This window comes from Cryobacterium sp. Sr8 (genome assembly GCF_004403225.1).
Lineage (GTDB): Bacteria > Actinomycetota > Actinomycetes > Actinomycetales > Microbacteriaceae > Cryobacterium > Cryobacterium psychrotolerans.
Window position 1 is genome coordinate 47,775 of the sequence record NZ_SOHO01000039.1, and the last position, 22,297, is coordinate 70,071.

Sequence of the window (22,297 nt, forward strand, 5' to 3'; positions counted from 1 at the left end):
AACCGTGAGTTCGGCACGTTCATTCCGGTGGGAAGGGTCCGAACTCACGGTTCGGCGAGCCGGAAGGGTGACGTGTTAGGAGGGCTGTTCCTCTGAACGTCCTTCGTCGCTCCGCGTGGCCTTCTGTCGGAGTTCGGCGCTGATGGCGGTGCCGATTATGGTTTCGGATTCGGTCACGTAGGTGTGGCCGGTCGGGGTTGTCCAGGTGAGGGTGCCGGTGCCGTCCTGGGCCTGGCTGACTTTCCAGCCGGCCTCGTGTTTGAGGGCGTGGCTGGCGGGGCAGAGGTGGGCGAGGTTGTTGTGGTCGGTTCGTCCGCCGAATGCCCAGTCGAGGCCGTGGTCGATGTCCGAGCGGCTGGCCGCCCGGCTGCACCCGGGGTGCCGGCAGGTTCCGTCCCGCACCTGAAGCATCGTGCGGAGCGAGGCGGGGNCACCGAGAGCACCGCGCCGGTCTCCGGGTGGGTGAGGATCCGCACCGCGCTCGGACACTTCGCCGCCAGCGCCCTGGCCGTGTCCGGATCGATCGGCCCGTACCCGTCGAGGTTGCCCGGCTCCTCGGTGACACCGAGGAGGGTGAGCATCGGGACGGTCACGATCAGGTTCGGCCGGAGCCCACTCATCGCGCCGTTCATGCCGGCCGCCCCGGCCGCTACCGTGCCGCCGGCCTCCGTGCAGCCGGCCTCCGTGCAGCCAGTCTCCGCGCAGCCGGTCTGCAGGAGCAGGTCCCGGAACACGTCCGCCCGCAGCTGGGTGAGCGTGCGCGGCTCGTCCGGCCCCTGCAGGGCGATCGCCCGGTCCGTCACCTGGCCGTACATGCCTAGAGCATCTCCGGCCGGCAGGTAGGCGCTCAGCCAGCCCATCCCGTCGCGGGCGGGGTCGAACCGCACGGCCCGGTCGGCCACGCTCCGCGCATGCCGGGCCGTGATCGACTCCGGATCGATCCGCTCCCGCAGCTTCCTGGTCTTCCTCTCGAACTGCGACGCGGTCAACCGGCCGGCCGACGGCAACGCCTCCTGCTCCAGCTGCCGGGCCGCCGCCTCCGGAAGTCCCGTGGTTTCGTTGACGAGGATGATCGCCTGCCGGTAGCCGATCCGCCCCGCGGCCAGGGCCGCCAGGGTGTCGGGCAGGTCGTGGACCAGGCTGCGGCTGCTCTCCAGCAGGCCCGAAGCGGTCGACTCTGGGATCCGCAACGCGCAGGCCAGCTCGGCCACCAGCGACCGGCGGGTCAACGCCGGACTGAACGCACTGCCGTCGAGCTCCCGCTCGCTGCAGACCCGCGCGGCGTCGATCGCGACCACCCGCGCCGCGGCCTGCACCGCCATCGCCCGGTCGATGGCGGTGACGTCGTCGATGAGTGCGCCGAGTTCCTCCAGGTGGACCGCTGTTGGTGTCAGCGGGCCCGGGCCAGCGCCCGGGTTAGGGCCGGCCGGGAGTGCCCGACCGGGTGGTCCTTTGATGGTTTCCATACGCCAACGGTACGGCGAACCACCGACATTCCTCCGGCCTAAAACCACCCCTGACCAGCCCTTGTGCACAATTTTCCGGCACGCCCGACCTGTGGAGGACAAGCGCAGGAATCAGGCGTTCCCGGGCCCACGCGCCCATTGTTCAGGGGTGACGCTCCTCAGGGTTCATCCTGCCCCGGTACGGAGTCGATCACGGAGGGACATCGCGTCGAACGGGGCCCGAACCTTCGCGTCATTGTCGAAGTAGACGTACACGTCGCGGCCAACTCCATCCGGGCAGGATGCCCCGCCGGACCAGCCGCGCACCCGGGCGGCCCAGTCGTCGAGCGCCGCATCGGTATAGCCCGAGGCGTAGAGCTCCTCGGCCCCGTGCAGCCGCACATAAACGAAGTCAGTCGTTACCTCGGTAAAGCGCGGCCAGTCCCCGGCCGCGTCGGCCACGACGAGGGCGACTCCATGGCGCCGCAGGATGTCGTAGCACCGCTCGTCGACGAACGTCGCCGAGCGCACTTCCAGCGCATGCCGAAGAGGCCGGTCCTCTCCCGGCAGGGTGAACGCCCTCCCGTCGAGCCGCTCGTCGTGCTCGCCGGCCAGGGCTGCGGCCCGGGCGGTGGCGTGCGGGAGCAGGGCCAGGAATTCGTCCAGTTCGGCGGCGTCAAAGGTGTGCCGGGCCGGCAGTTGCCAGAGCACAGGGCCCAGTTTCCTGCCGAGGGCCAGCGGCCCGGACGCGAAGAAGTTGGCGAGGGCCAGCCGCGCGTTCCGCAGGCGGAGCATGTGCGTGATGTATCTCGGGCCCTTCACCGAGAACACGAAGCCCGGCGGCGTCTCGTCCCGCCAGCGGAGGTAGCTCTCCGGCCGTTGCAGCGAATAGAACGACCCGTTGAGTTCGATGGTGTCGAGGTGCTCCGCCGCGAACTCGAGCTCCCGCCGCTGGGGCAGGTGCGGCGGGTAGAAGACCCCGCGCCAGGGCGCGTAGCGCCAGCCGGAGATGCCGATCCGGATCAGCGGCGCAGTCGTGGACACGCCACGACGCTAGCGAATCTGCGGGCCGTCCGTCACCTACTTGACGAGATCCTGCCAGCCGTCCCCGTCCACGTACTCGAAGATGAGGTTGGTCTCCGTGTGGGCGACGGCAGGATGCTCGGCGAGGTGTTCGAGGACGAAGTCGCGCAGGTGAGACGCGTCGGCGGCGGCCACGTGCAGAAGGTAGTCGTCCGCCCCGGCCGTGTGGAACATCCCGATCACGCCGGGCCAGTGCGGGGCCGCGTTGCGGAACTCGTCGATCTGCCCGCGGGCGTGCTTGGCCAGTCGCACGGAGATGAGCGCCTGGAGGGAGGCGCCGAGGGCCGCAAGGTCGATGTTGGCCCGGTAACCGCGGATGTGGCCGAGCTGCTGGAGCCGGCGGAGCCGCAACGACACGGTCGACTCCGCGACGCCGATTTCGGCGGCCAGGGCCGCCCCCGACGCGCGCGCATTCACCGACAGCGCGCGGAGCAGCGCGCGGTCAACCCGGTCGAGGTCGGCCTTCTTCGAATCCATGCGTGCAGCCTTTCGTCACAGGAAAGCATATTCGATGAATGGGGCTCGATCAGAAGACTCTCCACGTGTTCTTGCGCTGGAACACAGCATCTGCTTTCCTCAGAGCATGTTGCCATCGTCGTCACACATTGAAACCATCGCCGTCCACGCCGGGATGGAGGGTGTCACCGAGTCAGGGTCGCACGTTCCGGTGATCGACCTGTCGACCACGAACCCGCTTACCGGGGTCGAGTCCGGAGGCGACTCCTACGAGAACCTCGCCACCGGCGGGGACATCGTTCCCGGCGAGTCCGCGGTGTACCAGCGGCTCTGGCAGCCCGGCGTCGCCCGCTTCGAGGATGGCCTGTCGGCTCTCGAAGGCACCGAGGGCACTGTCGCCTTCGCCACCGGCATGGCCGCCCTGGCCGCCGTGCTGATCGCCTCCGTTGCCGCCGGCAAGAACCACGTCGTCGCGCTGCGCCCCATCTACGGCGGCACGGACCACGTCCTGGCGACCGGGCTGCTCGGCACCACGGTGACCTGGGTCGATGCTGCCGGTGTCGCGGCCGCCATCCGCCCGGAGACCGGCCTGGTCATCCTCGAGTCGCCGGCGAACCCGACCCTCGAGCTCACCGACATCCGGGCCGTCGCGGATGCCGCGGGCAACGTCCCGGTGCTCGTCGACAACACCTTCGCGACCCCCGTGCTGCAGCGCCCGATCGAGTCCGGCGCGACGCTCGTGCTGCACAGCGCCACGAAGTACCTCGGCGGCCACGGCGACGTCATGGGCGGCACGGTCTCCGGCCCCCAGGATTGGATCGTGCGCCTGCGCCAGGTGCGCGCGGTGACCGGGGGCATCCTGCACCCGTTCGGCGCCTACATGCTCCACCGCGGCCTCCGCACCCTGCCCCTGCGCGTGCGAGCCCAGCAGGCGACCGCAGCCGAGGTGGCGAACACGCTCGTCGGCCACCCCGCCCTCACGCGCGTGCTCTACCCCGGACTGCCCGGCCAGGACCCGCAGGGCCTGATTGGCCGGCAGACCGCCGGCGCCGGCTCCCTGATCGCCCTCGAATTCGCGGGCGGGTTCGACGCGGCAGCGCGTTTCACCGAGGCCTGCCGCCTGATCACCCACGCCGTCTCGCTTGGCGGGGTCGACTCCCTCGTGCAGCACCCGGCCTCGCTCACCCACCGACCGGTCGAGGCGAGCGCCAAGCCCGGGGCCGGAATCGTGCGCATCTCGATCGGCCTCGAGCACGCCGACGACCTCACCGCCGACATCCTGGCCGCCCTCGAGGCCGCCTCTCCCGAGTTCGTTCTGGTCGCCGAGCCCGCGGCCGAGCTGCTCGTCGAGCTGGTCGAAACGGCCTAGAGGCCGCTGCCCCACCCGCCGAACTGTGAGTTTGGCACCTTCCCGGGCCGGCAAAGGTGCCGAACTCACAGTTCGGCGACGGATCGGGGGACGCTTCGGCGAGGGCGGCGAGGGCGGCGAGGGTGAGGGTGAGGGTCAGCTCCGGCCGAGACGGCGACGGAGCAGGTCGATCCGCTTCTGCAGCTGGGTGACGCTGGCCTGGGCGACGGCCGGGCCGCCGCACTCGCGGCGAAGTTCGGCGTGCACCATGCCGTGCGGCTCGTCGGCCATCTTCGACCACATGCCCACCAGGCTCGCCAGCAGCGTGCGCTGCTCCTTGAGCGTGCGGTAGAGCGGCGGCGGCTCTTCCGGGGCGATCTCGCCGGTGACGGGGTCCTTCCGCCGGTCGGTGGAGCGCCTGGACTGCCGGTGCTGCCGCTGGCGCAGCAGCTCGGAGACCTGCTCGGGCTCCAGAAGCCCTGGGATGCCGATGAAATCGAATTCCTCGTCGGTGCCGGGTTCGGCCAGCGCGCCGAACTCGTCGCCGTTGAACATGACCATGTCGAAGGTCGCCTGGGAGTCGATGGCCTGCCAGGTGAACTCCTCGCCGAGGTCGTCCGAGGCCTTCTCCTGCGTGTTGGCCGCGGCCACCATGGCGTCTTCGGGGTTGAACATCCCGTCATCGCCGTCGTCGCGGTTGCTGCGGTCGAGGGCGTGGTCCCGCTCCAGTTCGAGGGCGTTGGCCAGGCTCAGCAGGCCGGGAACGTTCGGCAGGAAGATCGACGCGGTCTCGCCGCGGCGCCGGGCGCGCACGAACCGGCCGATCGCCTGCGCGAAGAACAGCGGGGTGGAGGCACTGGTCGCGTAGACCCCCACGGCCAGGCGCGGAACGTCGACGCCCTCGGACACCATCCGCACCGCGACCATCCAGCGGCTGGTGTTGTGCGAGAACTCGTCGATCCGGTCGCTCGACTCCTTCTCGTCGGAGAGCACGACCGTCACCTTCTCGCCGGAGATCTCCTCGAGGATGGCCGCGTATGCCCGCGCGGTGGTCTGGTCGGTCGCGATGACGAGCCCGCCGGCATCCGGGATGCCGTGCCGCACCTCGGTGAGGCGGATGTCGGCCGCCCGGAGCACGGCCGGGATCCACTGCCCGGTGGGCTCGAGCGCCGTGCGCCAGGCCTGGGAGGTGATGTCCTTGGTGTTGCCCTCGCCGAGTTTGGCCTCCATCTCGTCGCCGGCCCGCGTGCGCCACTTCATGTGCCCGGCGTAGACCATGAACATCACCGGGCGCACGACACCGTCTTCGAGGGCGCGCCCGTAGCCGTAGTTGTAATCGCTCTGGGACAGCCGGATGCCGTGCTTGTCGGGCAGATAGCTCACGAACGGGATCGGTGAGGTGTCCGACCGGAACGGAGTACCGGTCAGCGACAGGCGCCGCGTCGCCGGTTCGAACGCCTCGCGGATGGCGTCGCCCCAGCTGAGAGCGTCACCGCCGTGGTGCACCTCGTCGAGGATCACGAGCGTGCGGCTGGACTGGGTCAGTTCCCGGTGCAGGGCGGCCCGACTCGCCACCTGCGCGTAGGTCACGGCAACGCCGTGGTAGTGGTTGCCGTACCGCCCGTTCGCGTTCTTGAACATGGGGTCCAGCCGGATCCCGGCGCGGGCAGCGGCGTCGGCCCACTGGCGCTTGAGGTGCTCGGTCGGGGCGACCACGGTGATCCGGTCGATCACCCGCCGGGCACGCAGCTCCGCGGCCAGCCGCAGGGCGAACGTGGTCTTGCCGGCGCCCGGTGTGGCCGCGGCGAGGAAGTCACGGGGCTCGTGCAGGAAGTACGCCTCGAGGGCCTCCGCCTGCCAGGCGCGGAGTTTGCTGGCCGTACCCCACGCAGCGCGTTCCGGAAATGAGGGCGACAGGTGCTCGGCTGCACTCGTTCCCTGCGCAGGACCGAAAACAGGTGGAGTATTCACTTCATAAGAACCTATCAAGTCGGACCGACACTTTCGCACGGAAGGGAAACCCGAGCCATGTCCCAGCAGCAGCATCCCTGGTCGCGCTACGTGGCTCTCGGTGACTCCTTCACGGAAGGCATCGGCGACCCGGAGCCGGCCAGTCCGGGCGGGCACCGGGGCTGGGCCGACCGGGTGGCCGAGGTCCTCAGTCAGCGCACAGACGACCTCGCCTACGCGAATCTCGCCGTGCGTGGGAAGCTGATCAGGGAAATCGTCGCCGAACAGGTCGAGCCCGCCCTCGCCCTGCGACCGGACCTCGTCACCCTGTCGGCCGGCGGCAACGACGTGATCCGCCTGGGCACCGACCCGGACCTCATCGCCGCGCGGTGCGAGGAGGCGGTACGGCGCCTCACCAGGGACGGCGCGCAGGTCGTGCTGTTCACCGGGGTCGACGTCGGCTTCTCCCCCGTGCTCCGGCACCTGCGGGGGAAGGTGGCCATCTACAACGAGAACATGCGTGCGATCGCGGCCCGGTACGACTGCGTCGTCGCCGACCTCTGGGGGCTCACCGAGATTCGGGATGTGCGGATGTGGGCGCCGGACCGGTTGCACCTGAACGCGCTCGGCCACCACACGGTCGCGCGAATGGTGCTTGCCTCCCTCAACGTGCCCAACGCGCTGGAGCCGCAGCGGCCGGAGCCGATGCCGGGCACCACCTGGCGCCGGGCCAGGACGGAAGACCTGGCCTGGGCGCGCGAATACCTCGTCCCGTGGGTGCTCCGGCGGGTGCGGCACCAGTCATCGGGCGACCACGTGCTGCCCAAACGTGCCGAAGCGGCACCGTTCGGCCGGTGAGCATCCGGGCCGTCGAGGCGGCCGGGTCAGCCCTCGGCGTTGAGCTCGCCCGGGTGCGAGAAACGCCAGGCCGGTCCCGGGTCGCTGATCGTGCGGTCGAGCACGAGCGGCACGCTGACGGTCTTGTCGCCGACCAGGAACTCGACGGCGCCGACGGTGTCCTTTTTGCCGCCGAGGGTGAGCGCGCGGGCGGTCGCGGCGCCGGATATCGGCGTGTCCGACCAGACCAGGGCGGATGCCGCCCGGGAGGCGACGGCGCTGCTCTCCTGGCCCCAGGCGGTGGCGTAGGTGCCGTAGGCCGTGCCCTTCTCGGTCAGCGTGACCTCACGGAACCCGGCCTTCGCGGTGGTGATCAGGTCGGCGACGGCCCGGTTCACGTCTGTGTGGTTGGCGCCGCCGAGCACGACGCCGACCAGGGTCACCGTGCGGCCGCCGACCTTCAGGTCGGTGGAGAAGAGCAGGCAGGCGCCGGCCTCGTCGGTCGTGCCCGTCTTGATCCCGTCGACACCGAAGCGGCCGAGCAGTTTGTTCGTGTTCTTGACGGCGCCGATGACGGGGAGTTTTGCGCTCGGCTCTGCCACGATCCCGGCCAGCGCCGGGTGGGCGACGGCCAGCTTGCCGATCTTGACGAGGTCGGCCGGGGTGCTCCGGCTGGACGTCGACAGGCCGCTCGTGTCGGCCACCGCCGTGTCGTCCAGGCCGTTCTTCGCCAGCCAGTCCTGTGCGGCGGCCAGGTAGGCGTCGAGGGAGCCGTAGGCCCAGACGGCGAGGGAGAGGGCGTAGTTGTTGGCCGACGGCAGCATCGTGGCCTCGAGGGCCTGGCGCTCGCTGAGGACCATGCCGGCAACGACCGGGGCGACCGAGCCGTTCTCGGCCATGACGTCATAGTAGATGTCCACGTCGGCGTCGGTGAAGGTGATGTCCGGGCCGGGCTCGTTGCCGGTGAGCGGCTTGGCGTCGAGCACGACGAGCGCGGTCACGGTCTTCGTGACGCTGGCGATCGGCATGGATTCCGTGGCGCCGGAGGATCCCAGGACCCCGGGGAAGCCGACGGCTCCGATGGCGCTCGAACCGAAGCCGGGCCAGTCGGGCTGCGCGGCGGCCTGGGTCAGCGCGGCGGGCTGGGTGAGCGCGGCGGCTTCCTCGGGCACGGGGGCAAACCCGGTGGTGGCGAGGTACCCGACAAGCGTCAGGACAACGGCCAGAGCGCCGAAGAAGGCGATCCGGCGCCGGCGGAAGATCTGGCGTCGGGTCAGCGGCATTATGCGATTCTATCGTTCGCCGCCTGCTACCCGCGCAGCGCCCACAGGGCAACGGCGCTGGCGGAGGCGACATTGAGCGAATCCACCCCGTGCAGCATCGGGATCGTGACGACGGTGTCCGCCGCGGCGAGGGCCCTGGTGCTCAGCCCGTCGCCCTCGGTGCCGAGGATGAGGGCGAGGCGCTCCGGCGGCGCGGCAGCGAAGCGGTCGAGGGTCACGGCGTCGTCGGCCAGCGCCAGCGCGGCGAGGTGGAATCCCGCGTTCCGGAGCAGCGGCGCGGCCTCGTCCCATTCCGGCAGCCGGGTCCACGGCACCTGGAGCACGGTGCCCATGCTGACCCGCACGCTCCGGCGGTAGAGCGGGTCGGCGCAGCGCGGCGTGATCAGCACGGCGTCGGCGCCGAGCCCCGCGACGGCCCGGAAGATGGCTCCCACGTTCGTGTGGTCGACGATGTCCTCGAGGATCACGATGCGCCGGGCATCCCGGATCAGCTCGGCCGCCGGGGCAAGCGCGGGCCGGTGCATGGCGGCCAGGGCGCCCCGGTGCAGGTTGTACCCGGTCAGCTTCTCCAGCAGGTACGGCGCGCCGACGTAGACGGGCACATCGGGCCAGTCGGCCAGGAGCGGAGCCACGTCGGGCAGCCACTGTTCCTGCACGAGCAGGGAGCGCGGACGGTGGCCGGCGGCGAGGGCGCGGGTGATGACCTTGCTCGACTCGGCGATGTACAGTCCGCCGGCCGGTTCGGAGACCCGGCGCAGCGCGACATCCGTCAGCCGTGAGTAGTCGGCCAGGCCGGGCAGGTCGAGGTCTGCAATGGGAACGATCCGCACGGTACTGCCTTCTGTTCGAGGTGGTGTCCCATCCAGACTGCCAGCTTCGCGTAACAAAGTCGTAAAGCGGCGAGTTTAGACTCGGTACAGGCGAGGATGGAGCACCATGAGCATCGAGACCCTGCAGGCCGCGGCTGTGGCCGAGGAGGCGCTCGACGCCGTGTCCGAGATCCTGCGCGGGCGCCTCGTGGCGGTGCTCACCGGCGCCGGCCTGAGCACGGATTCCGGCATCCCCGACTACCGCGGGAACGGCGCCCCGAAACGCTCCCCGATGACCTTCCAGACCTTTGTCGGCGATGAGCGGGCGCGGAAGCGCTACTGGGCCGGCAGTCACCTGGGCTGGCGACGCTTCCGGGCCGCCGAACCGAACCTGGGCCACCGCTCGCTCGTGCGGCTCGAGGCGAGCGGCATCATCTCGGGCGTCATCACCCAGAACGTCGACGGCCTGCACACCCGGGCGGGGTCGCGCCATGTCGTGGACCTGCACGGATCGATGGACCGGGTCGTCTGCCTGTCCTGCGGCCAGGCGTTCGGACGCGACAGCGTCGCGGCCCGGCTCGAAGCGGCCAACCCCGAGCTCGGCTCGCCCGAGGCCGTCCGCATCAATCCGGACGGCGACGCGGAGGTGTCGGACATCGACGGATTCTCCGTCCCGGCCTGCACCGTGTGCGGCGGGATGCTGAAACCGAACGTGGTGTTCTTCGGCGAACTCGTGCCCACCGAGAGGTTCACCGAGGCCTCCGCCCTCGTGCAAGCCGCCGACGCGCTCATCGTGGCGGGCTCGTCCCTGGCCGTGAATTCGGGCATCCGGCTGCTCGAGCAGGCGAGGCGACGCAAACTTCCGATCGTGGTGATCAATCGCGGCGTCACCAAGGGCGACGGCCGCGCGCTGGTTAAGCTGGAGGCGGGAACCTCGGAGGCGCTCGCCGGGCTGGCGGCCCGTCTCGCCTGACTAAGGGCCCGACCGTGACCAACGACATCAAGGACGGCATCCTGACCATGACCCGGATTTCGATCGTGCGCCACGGCCAGACCGAGTGGAACCTGCACCGGCGCATCCAGGGCAGCACGGATATCCCGCTCAACTCGGCCGGACGCGCCCAGGCCGCCGAGGCGGGCATCCTTCTGCGGGAGAGGCGCTGGGACGTGGTTGTGGCCAGCCCCCTGATGCGGGCGCACGAGACCGCTCGCATCATCGCCGGTGAACTCGACCTGCCGAGCCCGGAGATCGTTGCCGAGCTCACGGAGCGCCACCACGGAGAGATCGAGGGGCTCACCTTCACCGAGCGCCAGGCGCGGTTCCCCGACGGCGTGCTGGTTCCGGGCCTCGAGTCGCGCCAGGACGTGCTGGACCGGGTGCTGCCCTCGCTGGCCCGGGTCGCGGCGACCCACGCCGGCAAATCGGTGCTCGCGGTCAGCCACGGCGGCATCATCGGCACGCTGATCCGCCACACAACGGGCGGGGAGCGCCCCCGGCACGACGAACTGATTGCCAACGGCTCCGTGCACGACTTCGTCTGGGAGGACGGCGAACTCGTGCTCGTCCACTTCGACGCCTCGGTTCGCTCGCCGGGCGAGATCTTCCCCGTTATCCGCTGACCGCAGCCGGACGCGCCGCTAGGACGTGCGGGGCTGCGTGTCCTCGAGCACCTCGAGCAGCTTCCGGGCCGACTCCCGCCAGGTGAACCTGGCCGCCTGGCGGGTCGACTCCTTCGACCTGGCCGCCCACTCCCCCGGACGTTCCAGCTGCGCCAGGGCATCCATCAGCGCGTCGGCGCTGTTCGGGTCGAAGTAGAGCGCCGCGTCACCGCCGATTTCCCGGAAGATCGGGATGTCGCTGACGACGACCGGGATGCCGAGGCTCATGGCCTCGACCAGTGGGATGCCGAAGCCCTCGTCGAGCGAGGCCGTGACGAGCGCGGTGGCGGAGCGGAGCACCGAGAAGTACTCCTCGTCGCTCGCGCCGTCGTGGAAGACGAGTGTCGCCTGCGGGGCAAGCCCGGACAGCCGGGCACGCTCGGCCGGGCTCACCCGGCTCATCAGGTGCAGCTCGTGCCCGGGCAGGCCCGCGACGGCACGAACGAGCGTGTCGACGTTCTTGTACGGCATGAACGAACCCATGTAGACGAGGCGACCGCTCTCCGGGGCGCTGCGGTCGACGGGCGGCCCGGGAACGGCATCCGCGGCATTGTGGATCACGGTCACCGGCCGGTCGGTCAGCCGGTGTTCGGCGATGAGGGCCCTGGTCGTCTCCGAGACGGTGACCACGCCGTCGGCTCGATTGAGCAGCATCCGCTGCGGCCACCAGGACAGGTGGTACAGCCGCCAGAGCAGCCGGATCGGCCACGTGAAGTCACGCGGCGGGGTGCGGTTGCGGTAGTAGATCAGGTCGTGCACGGTGAGCAGCAGGCGGTATTTGCGGCCCCACGACCCCATCGTCTGCATGGGGCTGAACACGACGTCGGGGCGGAGACCGTTGACCGTGAGCGCGACGAACGGCTCCCGGATGCTGGTCGGCGAGCTGACGAGTTGCCAGGGCAGGTCAGGCAGCAAGGCCAGCTGGCGATGGTCGCTGATCAGCATCGTGACCGGGTGCAGCCTGCCGAGTTCGGTGACGAGGCCCGCGGTGTAACGGCTGACACCGTCGTGACGGTCCAGGCGGGTGTAGCGGCAGTCGAACGCGATCCTCATGCGGGCCTCGCCTCGGACAGGAATCCGCGCAGTTCGTCGGCGGCGTTGACGGGCATTTCGTAGTGGATGAGATGACCGACGTTCGGGATGACGTGGAGGGCTGCATCCGGGAACAGCTTCTGCAGCCGGTGCTGGGCCGCGACGGGGGTGATGTCGTCCTTCTCGGCCGCGATGAGCAGGGTGCGCTCCGGGATCTTCGACGCGAATTCGCTCACGTCGCTGCTCACCGAGGCCGTGAAGGCCTCCAGCACGACCCTGCGGTCGGCGAACGCCGAGAAGTACCGGTCGTGCTGGTCGTGGATCCAGCGGCGCAGTTCGCGGTCCTGCGTCTTGGCCATGGTCACGCTCATCACCCGCACGATCACGCGATTGCGCAGCAGGGCGAAACCGAGCCGCTCAGGCAGCCTGGCGGCGGCCCAGTAGTAGAAGACCGCCAGCCGGGTCAGGATGCCGCGAGGCCCGGACAGCGCCGGGGAGGCGATCGGGTTCACCAGGACGACGTCGTCGGCGGGCAAGCCGTCGGCCAGGGCGGCGGCCGCGACGATGGAACCGAAGGAGTGGCCGAGGATCACGACCCGGCCGGTCGGCGCCAGGGCGGCCAGGAAGTCCCGGAGCCACCGTGAGTAACCGGCGATGTCGTGTCGCAGGCCGTGCAGGGGCTCGGACTCGCCGAATCCGGGCAGGTCGGGCGAGATGATCCGGAATCCAGAGAGTTGGGCGACGACGGGCTCGAGGCCGTGGTGGTCGCCGCGGAAACCGTGCACCATCAGAATCGTCGTCGGGGCAGCGGGGTCGCCATACTCCCAGTACCGCGTCTTGCTGCCCAGCACCGACAGCGTGTGGGAGCGCGTGGGAATGCGAGCCAGGGATTCGTCGTAGGGCGAAGGAACGATCATCAGCCCAAGTTTAGGCGGGAGTGTGGCGCCGAACTGGACAGATGCCGTGTCGCTCAACCTAGACTCGTGACGTCCCCCTGCACCCCACGACTCCCCCCGCACATCAAGACGGCCACACAGCCCCTGACGCGGGCCGGAAGGAACTCCGTGAGCTTCACCGCACCGATCCAGCTTCCCGGACTCACCCTCGACCCACGTTGGTACCGGCGTTCGGTCTTCTACGAGGTCATGGTCCGCTCATTCGTGGACAGCAACGCCGACGGGGCCGGCGACCTGTCCGGACTGATCTCGAAGCTGGACTACCTGCAGTGGCTGGGCATCGACGCCCTGTGGATCCCGCCGTTCTTCACCTCGCCCCTCAAAGACGGCGGCTACGACGTCGCCGACTACCGCTCGATCCTGCCGGAGTTCGGCACGCTGGACGAGTTCAAGGAGCTCGTCACCAAGGCGCACGAGCGCAACATGCGGATCATCATCGACCTCCCGCTGAACCACACCTCGGACCAGCACGACTGGTTCCAGCAGTCCCGGGAGCACCCGGACGGCCCCTACGGTGACTTCTACGTCTGGAGCGACACCGACGAGAAGTACCCGAACATCCGGATCATCTTCACCGATACGGAGGAGTCGAACTGGGCGTTCGACCCGGTGCGCCGCCAGTTCTTCTTCCATCGTTTCTTCTCGCACCAGCCGGACCTCAACTTCGACAACCCCGCCGTGCACGACGCGATCTTCGATGTGGTGCGGTTCTGGCTCGACCTGGGTGTCGACGGATTCCGCCTCGACGCGATCCCCTACCTCTACGAGTCGGAGGACGGCAACGGCGAGGGCGAGCCGCCCACGCACGAGTTCATCAAGCGGCTGCGGGCCGTTGTCGACCGCGACTATCCCGGCCGCATCATGATCGCCGAGGCGAACCAGTGGCCGCGCGAGGTTGCGGCGTTCTTCGGCACCGAGGAAGAGCCGGAGTGCCACATGGCGTTCGACTTCCCGGTCATGCCCCGCATCTTCTATTCCCTGCGCTCGCAGCAGGCGGACGAGCTCGTGCGGGTGCTCTCCGAGACGACGGACATCCCGGACGGCGCCGGCTGGGGGGTGTTCCTGCGCAACCACGACGAGCTCACCCTCGAAATGGTGAGTGAGGAATACCGCCAGGCCATGTACGGCTGGTACGCCTACGACCCCAGGATGCGCGCGAACATCGGTATCCGCCGCCGGCTCGCTCCCCTGCTCGACAACTCGCGGGCCGAACTGGAGCTGGCCCACGCCCTGCTTTTCGCCCTGCCCGGCAGCCCGTTCCTGTACTACGGCGACGAGATCGGGATGGGCGACAACATCTGGCTGCCCGACCGGGACAGTTCGCGCACGCCCATGCAGTGGACCCCGGACCGCAATGCCGGCTTCTCCGACGCCGACCCGGGCAAGCTGTACCTGCCCGTCGTCCAGTCGCTCGTGTACAACTTCACCCAGACCAACGTCGAGTCCCACCTGGCCCAGTCCAATTCGCTGCTGCACTGGATCCGCAACGTCATCCACGTGCGGAAGGCGCACCCGACGTTCGGCCTCGGCGCGATCCGGGTGCTCTCCACCAACCACGAGTCCGTGCTGGCCTTCACCCGCGAATACGAGGGCTCGGGCACGCGGATGGGCGACCAGGCCGAGACGGTCCTCTGCGTCTTCAGCTTCGCTCACAACCCGGTGTCCTTCAAGATCGACGACGCCGACCTGGCCGGCACCCGGCTCTACGACATCTTCGGCGGTTCGGTCTTCCCGAGCTTCGACGACGACGGATCCCTGACTCTGACGCTCGGCGCCCAGAGCTTCTACTGGTTGCACTGCGGGTAGCGGCCGCAACGGTGACGTTCGAGGAGTGGCTGGCCGGGCATTGACGGTGGTCGGCCCTAGGCTTGCCCCATGAGCAACTGGAGCGACACCCTGGCCGTCTTCGACCTCGAGACCACCGGCATCGACGTGGAGACGAGCCGGATCGTTTCGGCGACCGTGGCCGTGCTCGACGCCGACGGCGTCGTCCTGGAACGACTGGACTGGCTGCTGGACCCGGGAGTGGAGATCCCGATCCAGGCGACGAACGTGCACGGCATCACGACCGCGCACGCCGTCGAGAACGGGCAGGATGCCGCCGGAGGCGTCGCAGAGATCGTCGCGGCGCTCCGCGCGCACCTGGCCCGCGGGCTCCCCCTCGTGGCGTACAACGCCCCCTACGACCTCACCCTGCTCAACCGGGAGTCGCTACGCCACGACGTGGCGCCGCTCCTGGCGCCGTCCCCCGTCGTTGACCCGCTGGTCATCGACAAGGCCGTCGATCGCTACCGCAAGGGCAAGCGCACCCTCGAGGTCACGAGCGCGTTCTACGGCGTGCTGCTGGAAGACGCACACGACTCCGGCGCGGATGCGATTGCCGCCGGCCGCGTGGCCCAGGCGATCGCGAAGGCGCACTCGAGCGCGCTGCCGGCCACCGCGCCTGAACTCCATGCGCTGCAGGTGGGCTGGAGCCAGCAGCAGGCCGACAGCTTCCAGGACTACATGCGCCGCGAACGCGACCCGAAGTTCGTCGCCGCCGGCGGCTGGCCGGAGCGCTGACCGGCAGGTCGTTCTTTCCCATCGCGCCGGTCGGCCACCTGGCGGTGGCACAGGTCATCGCCGGCTTCATGCTCCTGACGCTTGCCCTGTCGGAGCGGCCGCTCGACCCGCGGGCACGAAAAAGGGCGACCAGCCGAGGCTGGTCGCCCTTTTCAGAAGCTCGGTCTTATTTGCCGAAGCCCTTGTAACGGGTGTTGAACTTCTCGACGCGTCCGGCCGAGTCCATAATGCGCTGCTTGCCCGTGTAGAACGGGTGCGACTCGGAGGAGATTTCGACGTCGATCACCGGGTAGGTGGTGCCGTCTTCCCACTCGATCGTCTTCGAGCTGGAAGTCGTCGAACGGGTAAGGAACGTCGCACCCGACGCGAGGTCGCGGAAGACCACGGGAGCGTACTGGGGGTGAATGTCAGACTTCATAAAGACTTCCTTGTTGCTGTTCGAATGATCACGAATGGTGGAGATGAAAAGTGCCGTCTCGCCGGTGAGGGCGAAAAAATAGCCTGGCCGCAAGGGCCAGCTACCGAGTTTAGCAGAAACGGGCCGCGATGGAGTCCAGCTGGTCAGACCGCGCGCGCCGCATAACGCCCGTGGTTCTCGGTGAGATCAATGGCGAGACCGAACGTCGCGCTCAGTGCCTCGGCGGTGAGCGCCTCGGTGAGCGGGCCGGCGCCCACGATTGCTCCGCCGGCAATCAGCAGCACGTGGGTGAATCCGCGCGGGATCTCTTCGACGTGGTGGGTCACCATGATGATGGCCGGGGCATCCGGGGCGCTGGCGTAGCCGCTGAGCAGGTGCAGCAGCTCCTCGCGAGCACCGAGGTCGAGGCTGGCCGCGGGTTCGTCGAGCAGGAGCATCTCCGGGTCGGTCATCACGGACCGGGCGATCTGTACCCGCTTCTGCTCACCGTCGCTGAGGGTGCCGAACTTGCGTTCGGCCAGGTGGTCGAGCTTCCATTCTGCGAGCACACGCTGGGCGCGACGCTCGTCAATCGACTCGTACTCTTCGTTCCACCGCCCCGTGACCGAGTATGCGGCGGTCATCACGACGTCGATGACCCGCTCCGTCGCGGGGATCTTGCGGGCCATGGCCGTCGACGCGAAGCCGATCCGGGGGCGAAGCTCGAACAAGTCGGTGCCGCCCAGGGGCTCCTCGAGCACCTCGACCTTGCCGCTCGAGGGGTGCATCATGGCCGCGGCCATCTGCAGCAGCGTGGTCTTGCCGGCGCCGTTCGGGCCCAGGATGACCCAGCGCTGGTCGTCTTCAACACTCCAGTTCACTGAGTCGAGGATGGCAGTGCCACCTCGGACAACGGACACATCGGTGAGCTGAAGAACGTTGACCATGGCTCCATGCTATCCGCCGCGGTGGGGCCTCGGGACCCACCGCGCACCCACCGCGAACCCGCCGGGGGTCCGGCTACAGCAGGGACGCGTAGATCTCCCGGGTGCGGACGGCGATGGTGTCCCAGCTGAACTCCCGCTCCGCCCGGACACGTCCGGCTCGGCCCATTTCCGCCGCGCGTACCGGGTCGCTCAGCACTTCGGTGAGGGTCCTGGCGAGGTCGGCGACGAAGAGATCGGGGTCGAGCGGGGTGCCGGTGCCGTCCGTCGCCTGGTCGATCGGGACCAGCCGGCCCGTCTCGCCGTCGGCCACGACCTCCGGGATGCCGCCGGTGGCGGTGCCCACGACGGGCAGGCCGCACGCCATCGCTTCGAGGTTGACGATTCCGAGCGGTTCGTAGACGGAGGGGCAAACGAAGACCGTTCCGGCAGTGAGCACGGCCGACAGCTCGTGCTGCGGCAGAAGCCGGTCGATCCAGACCACGCCGGAGCGCTGCTCCTGGAGCGCGCGCACTCCCGCGGTCACCTCCGCCATGATGCCCGGGGTGTCCGGTGCGCCGGCGCAGAGCACAAGCTGCACGTCCTCCGGCAGGGCTGCGGCCGCCCGCAACAGATACGGCAGGCCCTTCTGCCGGGTGATGCGTCCCACGAACACGACGGAGGGTCGATCGGGGTCGATGCCGAGGGCCCGAACGGTGTCGTGGTCGGTGGTCGGCTTCCAGCGTTCGAGGTCGATGCCGTTGTAGACGACCTGCACCCGAGACTCGTCGAGGGCCGGATAGCTGCGGAGGATGTCCCGGCGCATGCCGTCGCTCACGGCGATCACGGCATCCGCTGCTTCGAATGCGGTCTTCTCGATCCAGCTCGACACTCGGTAGCCGCCGCCGAGCTGCTCGGCCTTCCACGGACGGAGCGGCTCCAGGCTGTGCGCCGTGACGACGTGCGGCACGCCGTGGAGGAGCTTGGCGATGTGCCCTGCCCCATTCGCGTACCAGGTGTGGGAGTGCACGAGATCCGCGCCCTGCACGTCCTGGGCCATCCTCAGGTCGACCCCGAGCGTGGCGAGGGTCGCGTTCGCGTCGGCGAGCTCCGCCGGAACTCCGTACGCGTGTGTCGAGGGCGCGTCACGGTCGCCGCCGAAGCAGCGCACCACGACGTCGATGTCGTGACGGAGCGCTCGGACGAGCTCGGCCACGTGCACACCCGCCCCCCCATAGATTTCGGGCGGGTATTCCTTGGTCAGCAGATCGACTCGCATGGAGTAAAACTAGCGCAGCGCCGAGGCTCACACACCACAGTCCGGGTGGTCGAGGCGAGCGGATGCCCCTACTGTGGGAACCATGGAGTCGAAGAAGAAGATCTTTGGAATCGTTCTCGCCGGCGGAGAAGGAAAGCGGCTCATGCCCCTGACCGAGGACCGTGCCAAGCCCGCCGTGCCTTTCGGCGGCCACTACCGCTTGATCGACTTCGCCCTGTCCAACCTGATCAACTCCGGGCTCACCCAGATCGTCGTGTTGACGCAGTACAAGTCGCACAGCCTGGACCGCCACGTCTCGCAGACGTGGCACGTGACCGGCGGCCTGTTCAACTCGTACATCGCCTCGGTTCCCGCCCAGCAGCGCCTCGGCAAGCGGTGGTTCAGCGGATCCGCCGACGCGATCCTGCAGAGCCTCAACCTGATCCACGATGAGAAGCCCGACATCGTCGTCGTCGTCGGAGCCGACCACGTGTACCGGATGGACTTCAGCCAGATGATCGCAGCGCACATCGCATCCGGCGCCCAGGCCACGGTCGCCGCCATCCGCCAGCCGATCGGCCTGGCCGACCAGTTCGGCGTGATCGAGGTCGACGCTGCGAGCCCCGACCGGATCAGGGACTTCCGCGAGAAGCCGAAGGATGCCGTCGGCCTGGCGGACAACCCCGACGAAGTGTTCGCCTCGATGGGCAACTACGTCTTCAACACGGATGCCCTGATCGAAGCGGTGCTGCGCGACGGCGAGAAGACCGACTCGAGCCACGACATGGGCGGGGACATCATCCCCGACTTCGTCTCCCGCGGCGAGGCCGGCGTCTACGACCTCAAGCTCAACGACGTGCCCGGCTCAACCGACCGCGACCGGTACTACTGGCGCGACGTCGGAACGATTGACTCGTTCTTCGAGGCCCACCAGGATCTCATCTCCGCGTTGCCCGTGTTCAACCTGTACAACCAGGCATGGCCGATCTTCAGCCAGCAGCTCAACTCCCCGCCGGCCAAGTTCGTTCGCGATGCGCGCGGCGCACTGGGAACGATGATCGACTCGATCGTGTCGCTCGGCAGCGTCATCTCCGGCGCGCACATCGAACGCAGCGTCCTGGGGCCGTGGGCCGCCGTCGATTCCGGCGCCGAGGTGGTCGATTCGATCGTCTTCGAACGCACGCAGATCAAGCCGGGCGCGACCGTTCGCCGGGCGATCCTCGACAAGGAAGTGATCGTCGAGGCGGGAGCCAGCGTCGGCGTCGACCGCGACCGGGACCTGGCCCGCGGCTTCAGCGTGACCAACTCGGGAATCACCGTCGTCGGCAAGGGCGTGCACGTTCACCCGTGACAACAAGGTTCCTGGTCGTTCTAGACGCCGACTCCACCCTGATCGAAGACGAAGTCATCGAGCTGCTGGCGGATGCCGCGGGCTCGCGCCCCGAAGTTCAGGCGGTCACCGAGCGCGCCATGCGCGGGGAGCTCGACTTCGCCGAAAGCCTGATCGCGCGGGTGAAAACCCTCGCGGGGCTGCCGACCAGCGTCTTCGCGGACGTCGGCCGGCTCATCCGCCCGACCCCGGGCGTGCACGAACTGATCGCCGGCCTTCATGCGCACGGCAGCCGCGTCGGCGTGGTCTCGGGCGGGTTCCACGAACTGCTCGACCCGCTGGCCGGCCTGCTCGGCCTGGACCACTGGCGTGCCAACCGGCTGGAGGTGGCGGACGGCCGGCTCACCGGCGGCCTCGTCGGCCCGATCATCGACGCCGAGGCGAAGGCCGCAGCCCTGCGGGAGTGGGCTGCCGCCGACGGCATCGCGCTCTCCCGCACGGTCGCGGTGGGCGACGGAGCCAACGACCTGCGGATGATGGACCAGGCCGGGCTGTCCATCGCCTTCAACGCGAAGCCGCTGGTGAAGGCCGCGGCCGACGTCGTGATCGATGTGTGCGACCTCAGCCAGGTCCTCCCCGTGCTCGGCCTGCGCGGCTGAGCCCCTCCCACCCGCGGTGGGTCAGTGGCCCATTCCGAGGCCGCCGTCGACGGGGATGACCGCTCCGGAGATGTAGGACGAGTCGTCGCCGGCGAGCCAGGTGACGACGCGAGCCACCTCGGTCGGGGTCGCGAACCGGCCGGCGGGGATGTTGCGCTTGTATTCGGCCTGCTGCGCCTCGGGAAGTTCGGCGGTCATGTCCGTTTCGACGAATCCGGGGGCGACGACGTTGGCGGTGATGCCACGGGCGCCCAACTCGCGTGTGACCGAGCGGGCCAGGCCGATCAGCCCGCTCTTGGACGCCGCGTAGTTGACCTGCCCGGCCGACCCGTAGAGGCCGACGACGCTGGAAATGAGCACGATCCGGCCGAAGCGGGCCTTGAGCATGCCCTTCGAGGCGCGCTTGACGACGCGGAAGGCGCCGCTGAGGTTCGTGTCGATGACCGAGGTGAAGTCCTCATCGGACATACGCATGAGGAGCGTGTCCCTGGTGATGCCGGCGTTGGCGACGACAACTTCCACCGGGCCGAGCGCGGCTTCGATTTCGCGGAAGGCGGTGTCGATCGACGCGGAGTCGGTCACGTCGGCGCGCACGGTGAGGCTGCCGTCGGGTCCCGTGCCCGAGCGGGCGGTCACGGCCACGCGGTGGCCCTGAGCGACGAATTCCTCGGCGATGGCGAAACCGATCCCGCGGTTTCCTCCGGTGACCAGTACAGTTCGAGCCGTCGTCATGCGGTGATCCAATCTCCTGCCGGGCGAATGAAGAGGCGCACCGGGGGGTTTCAGCTTAGAGCGTCACCGCCTTCGCCCAACGAGACGTAGGCTGGAAAGGGCAGAACGTCCTCTGGCCGGAAGCGATGACATCCATGAAACAGCAGTCGATCACCTCGCTGCCCCTCTCCCCTGAGGAAGAGCGGCGAAGCCGCATGGTCAAGTACTCGATCACCATGGGCATCCGGATTGTCTGCATCGTCCTGATGTTCTTCGTGCAGGGCTGGTGGCTGCTGGTCTGCGCCGCCGGCGCGATCGTGCTGCCGTACATCGCCGTGGTCATTGCCAACGTCCACGCCGACCCGCGGGGCTCCCAGGTGCTCCGCCCGGGCGGAGTCGAGGTCTTCACACGCGACCGCCCCGAGGACGGCAAATGATCGGGATCGGCACGCCCCCTGAACAGACCAGCTGTTCCCGGGCCGGATGCCGGACCGCGGCGACCTGGCGCCTGGACTGGCGGAACCCCCGCATCCACGCCGCCGGCCGGGTCAAGACCTGGCTCGCCTGCGACGAGCACGTCGACTACCTGCGCGAGTTCCTGGCCGCGCGTGACTTTCCGCTCACGGTCGAGCCGTTGGCTGCCGACCCGTTGGCTGCCGACCCGTTGACTGTCGAAGCGCCGGCCGTCGCCCGGCGGCCGGAGGCGGGTGCGGAGTGAACGGCTGGTCCTTCCTGCTCAGCCGGCGCTGGGCGGGCTATCTCGCCCTGACGATCGTTTTCGCTCTCGTGTCGAGCGGGCTGGGTGTCTGGCAGTTCGCGCGCCGGGCCGAGGCGCTCACCGAGATCTCCAAGATCGATGCGAACTACGATGCCTCGCCCGTGCCCCTGGCCGACGCGCTGCCGGACCTCGACTCGTTCGCGGAGACGCAGAAATGGCTGCCGGTGACCGTCACGGGCACCTATCTCGTCGAAGACCAGCTGCTCGTGCGCAACCGTCCACTGAACATCAACCCGGGATTCGAGGTGCTCACGCCGCTCCGGCAGGACGATGGGACCGTCTTCGTCGTCAACCGCGGCTGGCTGCCGACCGGGCAGAACCAGGATGCCCCCGACGCCGTGCCCGAGCCTCCCACCGGCCAGGTCACGGTCGTCGCCCGGCTCAAGGCCGGCGAGCCGACCCTGGCCGGGCGCACTGCCAGCGGCGACCAGATCGCCACGATCAACCTCGACGACGTCGCGGAGCGGCTGGACGCGCCCACGTACACCGGCGCCTACGGGCTGCTGGACACCGAGGATCCACCCGCCGCCGACCGCCCGACCGCGGTGGTGCGCCCGATCCGGGACGAGGGTCCGCACCTGTCCTACGCCCTGCAGTGGTTCGTCTTCGCCCTGCTCGGCTTCCTCGGGCTGGGCTGGGCCGCCCGCCAGGAGTTCCGCACGGTCAACATCGACGACCCGGCCGAGCGGGAACGCGCGAAGACACGCGCCCGTCGCGAGGCGGCGAAGCCGCGCGGCGACGGGGAGATCGAGGATGCCCTCCTCGACGGCACGCACTCACCGCTCTGACCTGGGCTGAAGCCGCCTGACCGCCCATCCGCG

23 protein-coding genes are annotated in these 22,297 nt (G+C 69.2%); 11 read left to right on the top strand and 12 right to left on the bottom strand.

Features of this window, described 5'->3' with window-relative positions:
* Positions 1–173: 173 nt before the first annotated feature.
* From E3T54_RS06680 to E3T54_RS06690, 3 genes are all read right to left on the bottom strand, one after another.
* Entirely contained in the window at positions 174–1,466 is a 1,293-nt protein-coding gene (locus E3T54_RS06680) for a DUF222 domain-containing protein (RefSeq protein WP_134475068.1), read from the bottom strand.
* A 165-nt stretch (positions 1,467–1,631) separates the two neighbouring features.
* Positions 1,632–2,489 carry a DUF72 domain-containing protein gene (locus tag E3T54_RS06685; protein WP_092321938.1) on the bottom strand — a complete coding sequence of 286 codons (858 nt, stop codon included), beginning with the start codon at positions 2,487–2,489 and terminating at the stop codon, positions 1,632–1,634.
* Positions 2,490–2,525: 36 nt separating this feature from the next.
* A complete protein-coding gene (locus E3T54_RS06690) occupies positions 2,526–3,005 on the bottom strand; it encodes an Lrp/AsnC family transcriptional regulator (RefSeq protein WP_092321939.1) in 480 nt (159 codons plus the stop codon).
* A 106-nt stretch (positions 3,006–3,111) separates the two neighbouring features.
* Here E3T54_RS06690 and E3T54_RS06695 point away from each other — a divergent pair, with 106 nt between their 5' ends.
* Entirely contained in the window at positions 3,112–4,353 is a 1,242-nt protein-coding gene (locus E3T54_RS06695; protein WP_134475069.1) for a PLP-dependent aspartate aminotransferase family protein, read from the top strand.
* Between the two features lie 135 nt (positions 4,354–4,488).
* Here the strand turns inward: E3T54_RS06695 and E3T54_RS06700 are convergent, their stop codons facing one another.
* Positions 4,489–6,303 (bottom strand): DEAD/DEAH box helicase, encoded by a 1,815-nt coding sequence (locus E3T54_RS06700; RefSeq protein ID WP_241977096.1) that lies wholly within the window; start codon positions 6,301–6,303, stop codon positions 4,489–4,491.
* Between the two features lie 57 nt (positions 6,304–6,360).
* Between E3T54_RS06700 and E3T54_RS06705 the strand changes: the two genes are divergently transcribed.
* Positions 6,361–7,140, top strand: coding sequence for an SGNH/GDSL hydrolase family protein (locus tag E3T54_RS06705; protein ID WP_134475070.1), 780 nt, complete (start codon positions 6,361–6,363; stop codon positions 7,138–7,140).
* Positions 7,141–7,166: 26 nt separating this feature from the next.
* Here the strand turns inward: E3T54_RS06705 and E3T54_RS06710 are convergent, their stop codons facing one another.
* Together E3T54_RS06710 and E3T54_RS06715 are read right to left on the bottom strand one after the other, a co-directional pair.
* Complete coding sequence (locus tag E3T54_RS06710) at positions 7,167–8,402, bottom strand: D-alanyl-D-alanine carboxypeptidase family protein (protein ID WP_241977097.1); 1,236 nt, start codon at positions 8,400–8,402, stop codon at positions 7,167–7,169.
* 26 nt (positions 8,403–8,428) lie between these two features.
* Positions 8,429–9,232 carry an RNA methyltransferase gene (locus tag E3T54_RS06715; RefSeq protein ID WP_092321947.1) on the bottom strand — a complete coding sequence of 268 codons (804 nt, stop codon included), beginning with the start codon at positions 9,230–9,232 and terminating at the stop codon, positions 8,429–8,431.
* A gap of 106 nt (positions 9,233–9,338) precedes the next feature.
* On the opposite strand from E3T54_RS06715, the gene E3T54_RS06720 reads away from it, so the two are divergent.
* Positions 9,339–10,184: an NAD-dependent protein deacetylase gene (locus E3T54_RS06720; RefSeq protein WP_134475071.1), complete on the top strand. Its 846-nt coding sequence runs from the start codon at positions 9,339–9,341 to the stop codon at positions 10,182–10,184.
* Positions 10,185–10,198: 14 nt separating this feature from the next.
* Positions 10,199–10,831 carry a histidine phosphatase family protein gene (locus E3T54_RS06725; RefSeq protein WP_241977098.1) on the top strand — a complete coding sequence of 211 codons (633 nt, stop codon included), beginning with the start codon at positions 10,199–10,201 and terminating at the stop codon, positions 10,829–10,831.
* Between the two features lie 18 nt (positions 10,832–10,849).
* Here the strand turns inward: E3T54_RS06725 and E3T54_RS06730 are convergent, their stop codons facing one another.
* Positions 10,850–11,923 carry a glycosyltransferase family 1 protein gene (locus E3T54_RS06730; protein WP_134475072.1) on the bottom strand — a complete coding sequence of 358 codons (1,074 nt, stop codon included), beginning with the start codon at positions 11,921–11,923 and terminating at the stop codon, positions 10,850–10,852.
* Complete coding sequence (locus E3T54_RS06735) at positions 11,920–12,819, bottom strand: alpha/beta fold hydrolase (protein ID WP_134475073.1); 900 nt, start codon at positions 12,817–12,819, stop codon at positions 11,920–11,922. The genes E3T54_RS06730 and E3T54_RS06735 overlap by 4 nt, the downstream gene beginning before the upstream one ends.
* Before the next feature lie 147 nt (positions 12,820–12,966).
* On the opposite strand from E3T54_RS06735, the gene treS reads away from it, so the two are divergent.
* Positions 12,967–14,664 (top strand): maltose alpha-D-glucosyltransferase, encoded by a 1,698-nt coding sequence (gene treS, locus E3T54_RS06740; protein WP_092321953.1) that lies wholly within the window; start codon positions 12,967–12,969, stop codon positions 14,662–14,664.
* 69 nt (positions 14,665–14,733) lie between these two features.
* Entirely contained in the window at positions 14,734–15,420 is a 687-nt protein-coding gene (locus E3T54_RS06745) for a 3'-5' exonuclease (RefSeq protein ID WP_134475074.1), read from the top strand.
* Positions 15,421–15,586: 166 nt separating this feature from the next.
* Here the strand turns inward: E3T54_RS06745 and E3T54_RS06750 are convergent, their stop codons facing one another.
* The 3 genes from E3T54_RS06750 to glgA form a co-directional block, all read right to left on the bottom strand.
* Positions 15,587–15,838, bottom strand: a complete 252-nt coding sequence (locus E3T54_RS06750) for a type B 50S ribosomal protein L31 (protein ID WP_092321955.1) — start codon at positions 15,836–15,838, stop codon at positions 15,587–15,589.
* A gap of 143 nt (positions 15,839–15,981) precedes the next feature.
* On the bottom strand, positions 15,982–16,764 hold the full coding sequence (locus tag E3T54_RS06755; protein ID WP_134475075.1) for an ABC transporter ATP-binding protein: 783 nt from the start codon (positions 16,762–16,764) through the stop codon (positions 15,982–15,984).
* 73 nt (positions 16,765–16,837) lie between these two features.
* Positions 16,838–18,019, bottom strand: a complete 1,182-nt coding sequence (gene glgA, locus E3T54_RS06760; protein WP_134475076.1) for a glycogen synthase — start codon at positions 18,017–18,019, stop codon at positions 16,838–16,840.
* An 82-nt stretch (positions 18,020–18,101) separates the two neighbouring features.
* Between glgA and E3T54_RS06765 the strand changes: the two genes are divergently transcribed.
* On the top strand, positions 18,102–19,349 hold the full coding sequence (locus tag E3T54_RS06765) for a glucose-1-phosphate adenylyltransferase (RefSeq protein WP_092321959.1): 1,248 nt from the start codon (positions 18,102–18,104) through the stop codon (positions 19,347–19,349).
* A complete protein-coding gene (gene serB / locus E3T54_RS06770; RefSeq protein WP_134475077.1) occupies positions 19,346–19,987 on the top strand; it encodes a phosphoserine phosphatase SerB in 642 nt (213 codons plus the stop codon). Before E3T54_RS06765 ends, serB begins: the two co-directional genes overlap by 4 nt.
* 21 nt (positions 19,988–20,008) lie before the next feature.
* On the opposite strand, the gene fabG is transcribed toward serB, so the two are convergent.
* Positions 20,009–20,719 carry a 3-oxoacyl-ACP reductase FabG gene (fabG, locus tag E3T54_RS06775; protein WP_134475078.1) on the bottom strand — a complete coding sequence of 237 codons (711 nt, stop codon included), beginning with the start codon at positions 20,717–20,719 and terminating at the stop codon, positions 20,009–20,011.
* 134 nt (positions 20,720–20,853) lie between these two features.
* On the opposite strand from fabG, the gene E3T54_RS06780 reads away from it, so the two are divergent.
* The 3 genes from E3T54_RS06780 to E3T54_RS06790 are packed head-to-tail and all read left to right on the top strand — an operon-like array spanning position 20,854 to position 22,264.
* A complete protein-coding gene (locus E3T54_RS06780; protein ID WP_134475079.1) occupies positions 20,854–21,135 on the top strand; it encodes a DUF3099 domain-containing protein in 282 nt (93 codons plus the stop codon).
* Positions 21,132–21,416, top strand: coding sequence for a hypothetical protein (locus E3T54_RS06785; protein ID WP_241977099.1), 285 nt, complete (start codon positions 21,132–21,134; stop codon positions 21,414–21,416). The genes E3T54_RS06780 and E3T54_RS06785 overlap by 4 nt, the downstream gene beginning before the upstream one ends.
* Complete coding sequence (locus tag E3T54_RS06790) at positions 21,413–22,264, top strand: SURF1 family protein (RefSeq protein WP_134475080.1); 852 nt, start codon at positions 21,413–21,415, stop codon at positions 22,262–22,264. The genes E3T54_RS06785 and E3T54_RS06790 overlap by 4 nt, the downstream gene beginning before the upstream one ends.
* Positions 22,265–22,297 lie beyond the last annotated feature (33 nt).

Excerpts from the sequence above, each read along its gene's own strand:
- E3T54_RS06710 (WP_241977097.1), bottom strand. The coding sequence starts at position 8,402 with ATGCCGCTGACCCGACGCCAGATCTTCCGCCGGCGCCGGATCGCCTTC.
- E3T54_RS06780 (WP_134475079.1), top strand. The coding sequence starts at position 20,854 with ATGAAACAGCAGTCGATCACCTCGCTGCCCCTCTCCCCTGAGGAAGAG.
- E3T54_RS06765 (WP_092321959.1), top strand. The coding sequence starts at position 18,102 with ATGGAGTCGAAGAAGAAGATCTTTGGAATCGTTCTCGCCGGCGGAGAA.
- E3T54_RS06750 (WP_092321955.1), bottom strand. The coding sequence starts at position 15,838 with ATGAAGTCTGACATTCACCCCCAGTACGCTCCCGTGGTCTTCCGCGAC.
- E3T54_RS06785 (WP_241977099.1), top strand. The coding sequence starts at position 21,132 with ATGATCGGGATCGGCACGCCCCCTGAACAGACCAGCTGTTCCCGGGCC.
- glgA (WP_134475076.1), bottom strand. The coding sequence starts at position 18,019 with ATGCGAGTCGATCTGCTGACCAAGGAATACCCGCCCGAAATCTATGGG.
- E3T54_RS06735 (WP_134475073.1), bottom strand. The coding sequence starts at position 12,819 with ATGATCGTTCCTTCGCCCTACGACGAATCCCTGGCTCGCATTCCCACG.
- E3T54_RS06755 (WP_134475075.1), bottom strand. The coding sequence starts at position 16,764 with ATGGTCAACGTTCTTCAGCTCACCGATGTGTCCGTTGTCCGAGGTGGC.
- fabG (WP_134475078.1), bottom strand. The coding sequence starts at position 20,719 with ATGACGACGGCTCGAACTGTACTGGTCACCGGAGGAAACCGCGGGATC.
- E3T54_RS06690 (WP_092321939.1), bottom strand. The coding sequence starts at position 3,005 with ATGGATTCGAAGAAGGCCGACCTCGACCGGGTTGACCGCGCGCTGCTC.
- E3T54_RS06720 (WP_134475071.1), top strand. The coding sequence starts at position 9,339 with ATGAGCATCGAGACCCTGCAGGCCGCGGCTGTGGCCGAGGAGGCGCTC.
- E3T54_RS06730 (WP_134475072.1), bottom strand. The coding sequence starts at position 11,923 with ATGAGGATCGCGTTCGACTGCCGCTACACCCGCCTGGACCGTCACGAC.
- E3T54_RS06695 (WP_134475069.1), top strand. The coding sequence starts at position 3,112 with ATGTTGCCATCGTCGTCACACATTGAAACCATCGCCGTCCACGCCGGG.
- E3T54_RS06705 (WP_134475070.1), top strand. The coding sequence starts at position 6,361 with ATGTCCCAGCAGCAGCATCCCTGGTCGCGCTACGTGGCTCTCGGTGAC.
- E3T54_RS06745 (WP_134475074.1), top strand. The coding sequence starts at position 14,734 with ATGAGCAACTGGAGCGACACCCTGGCCGTCTTCGACCTCGAGACCACC.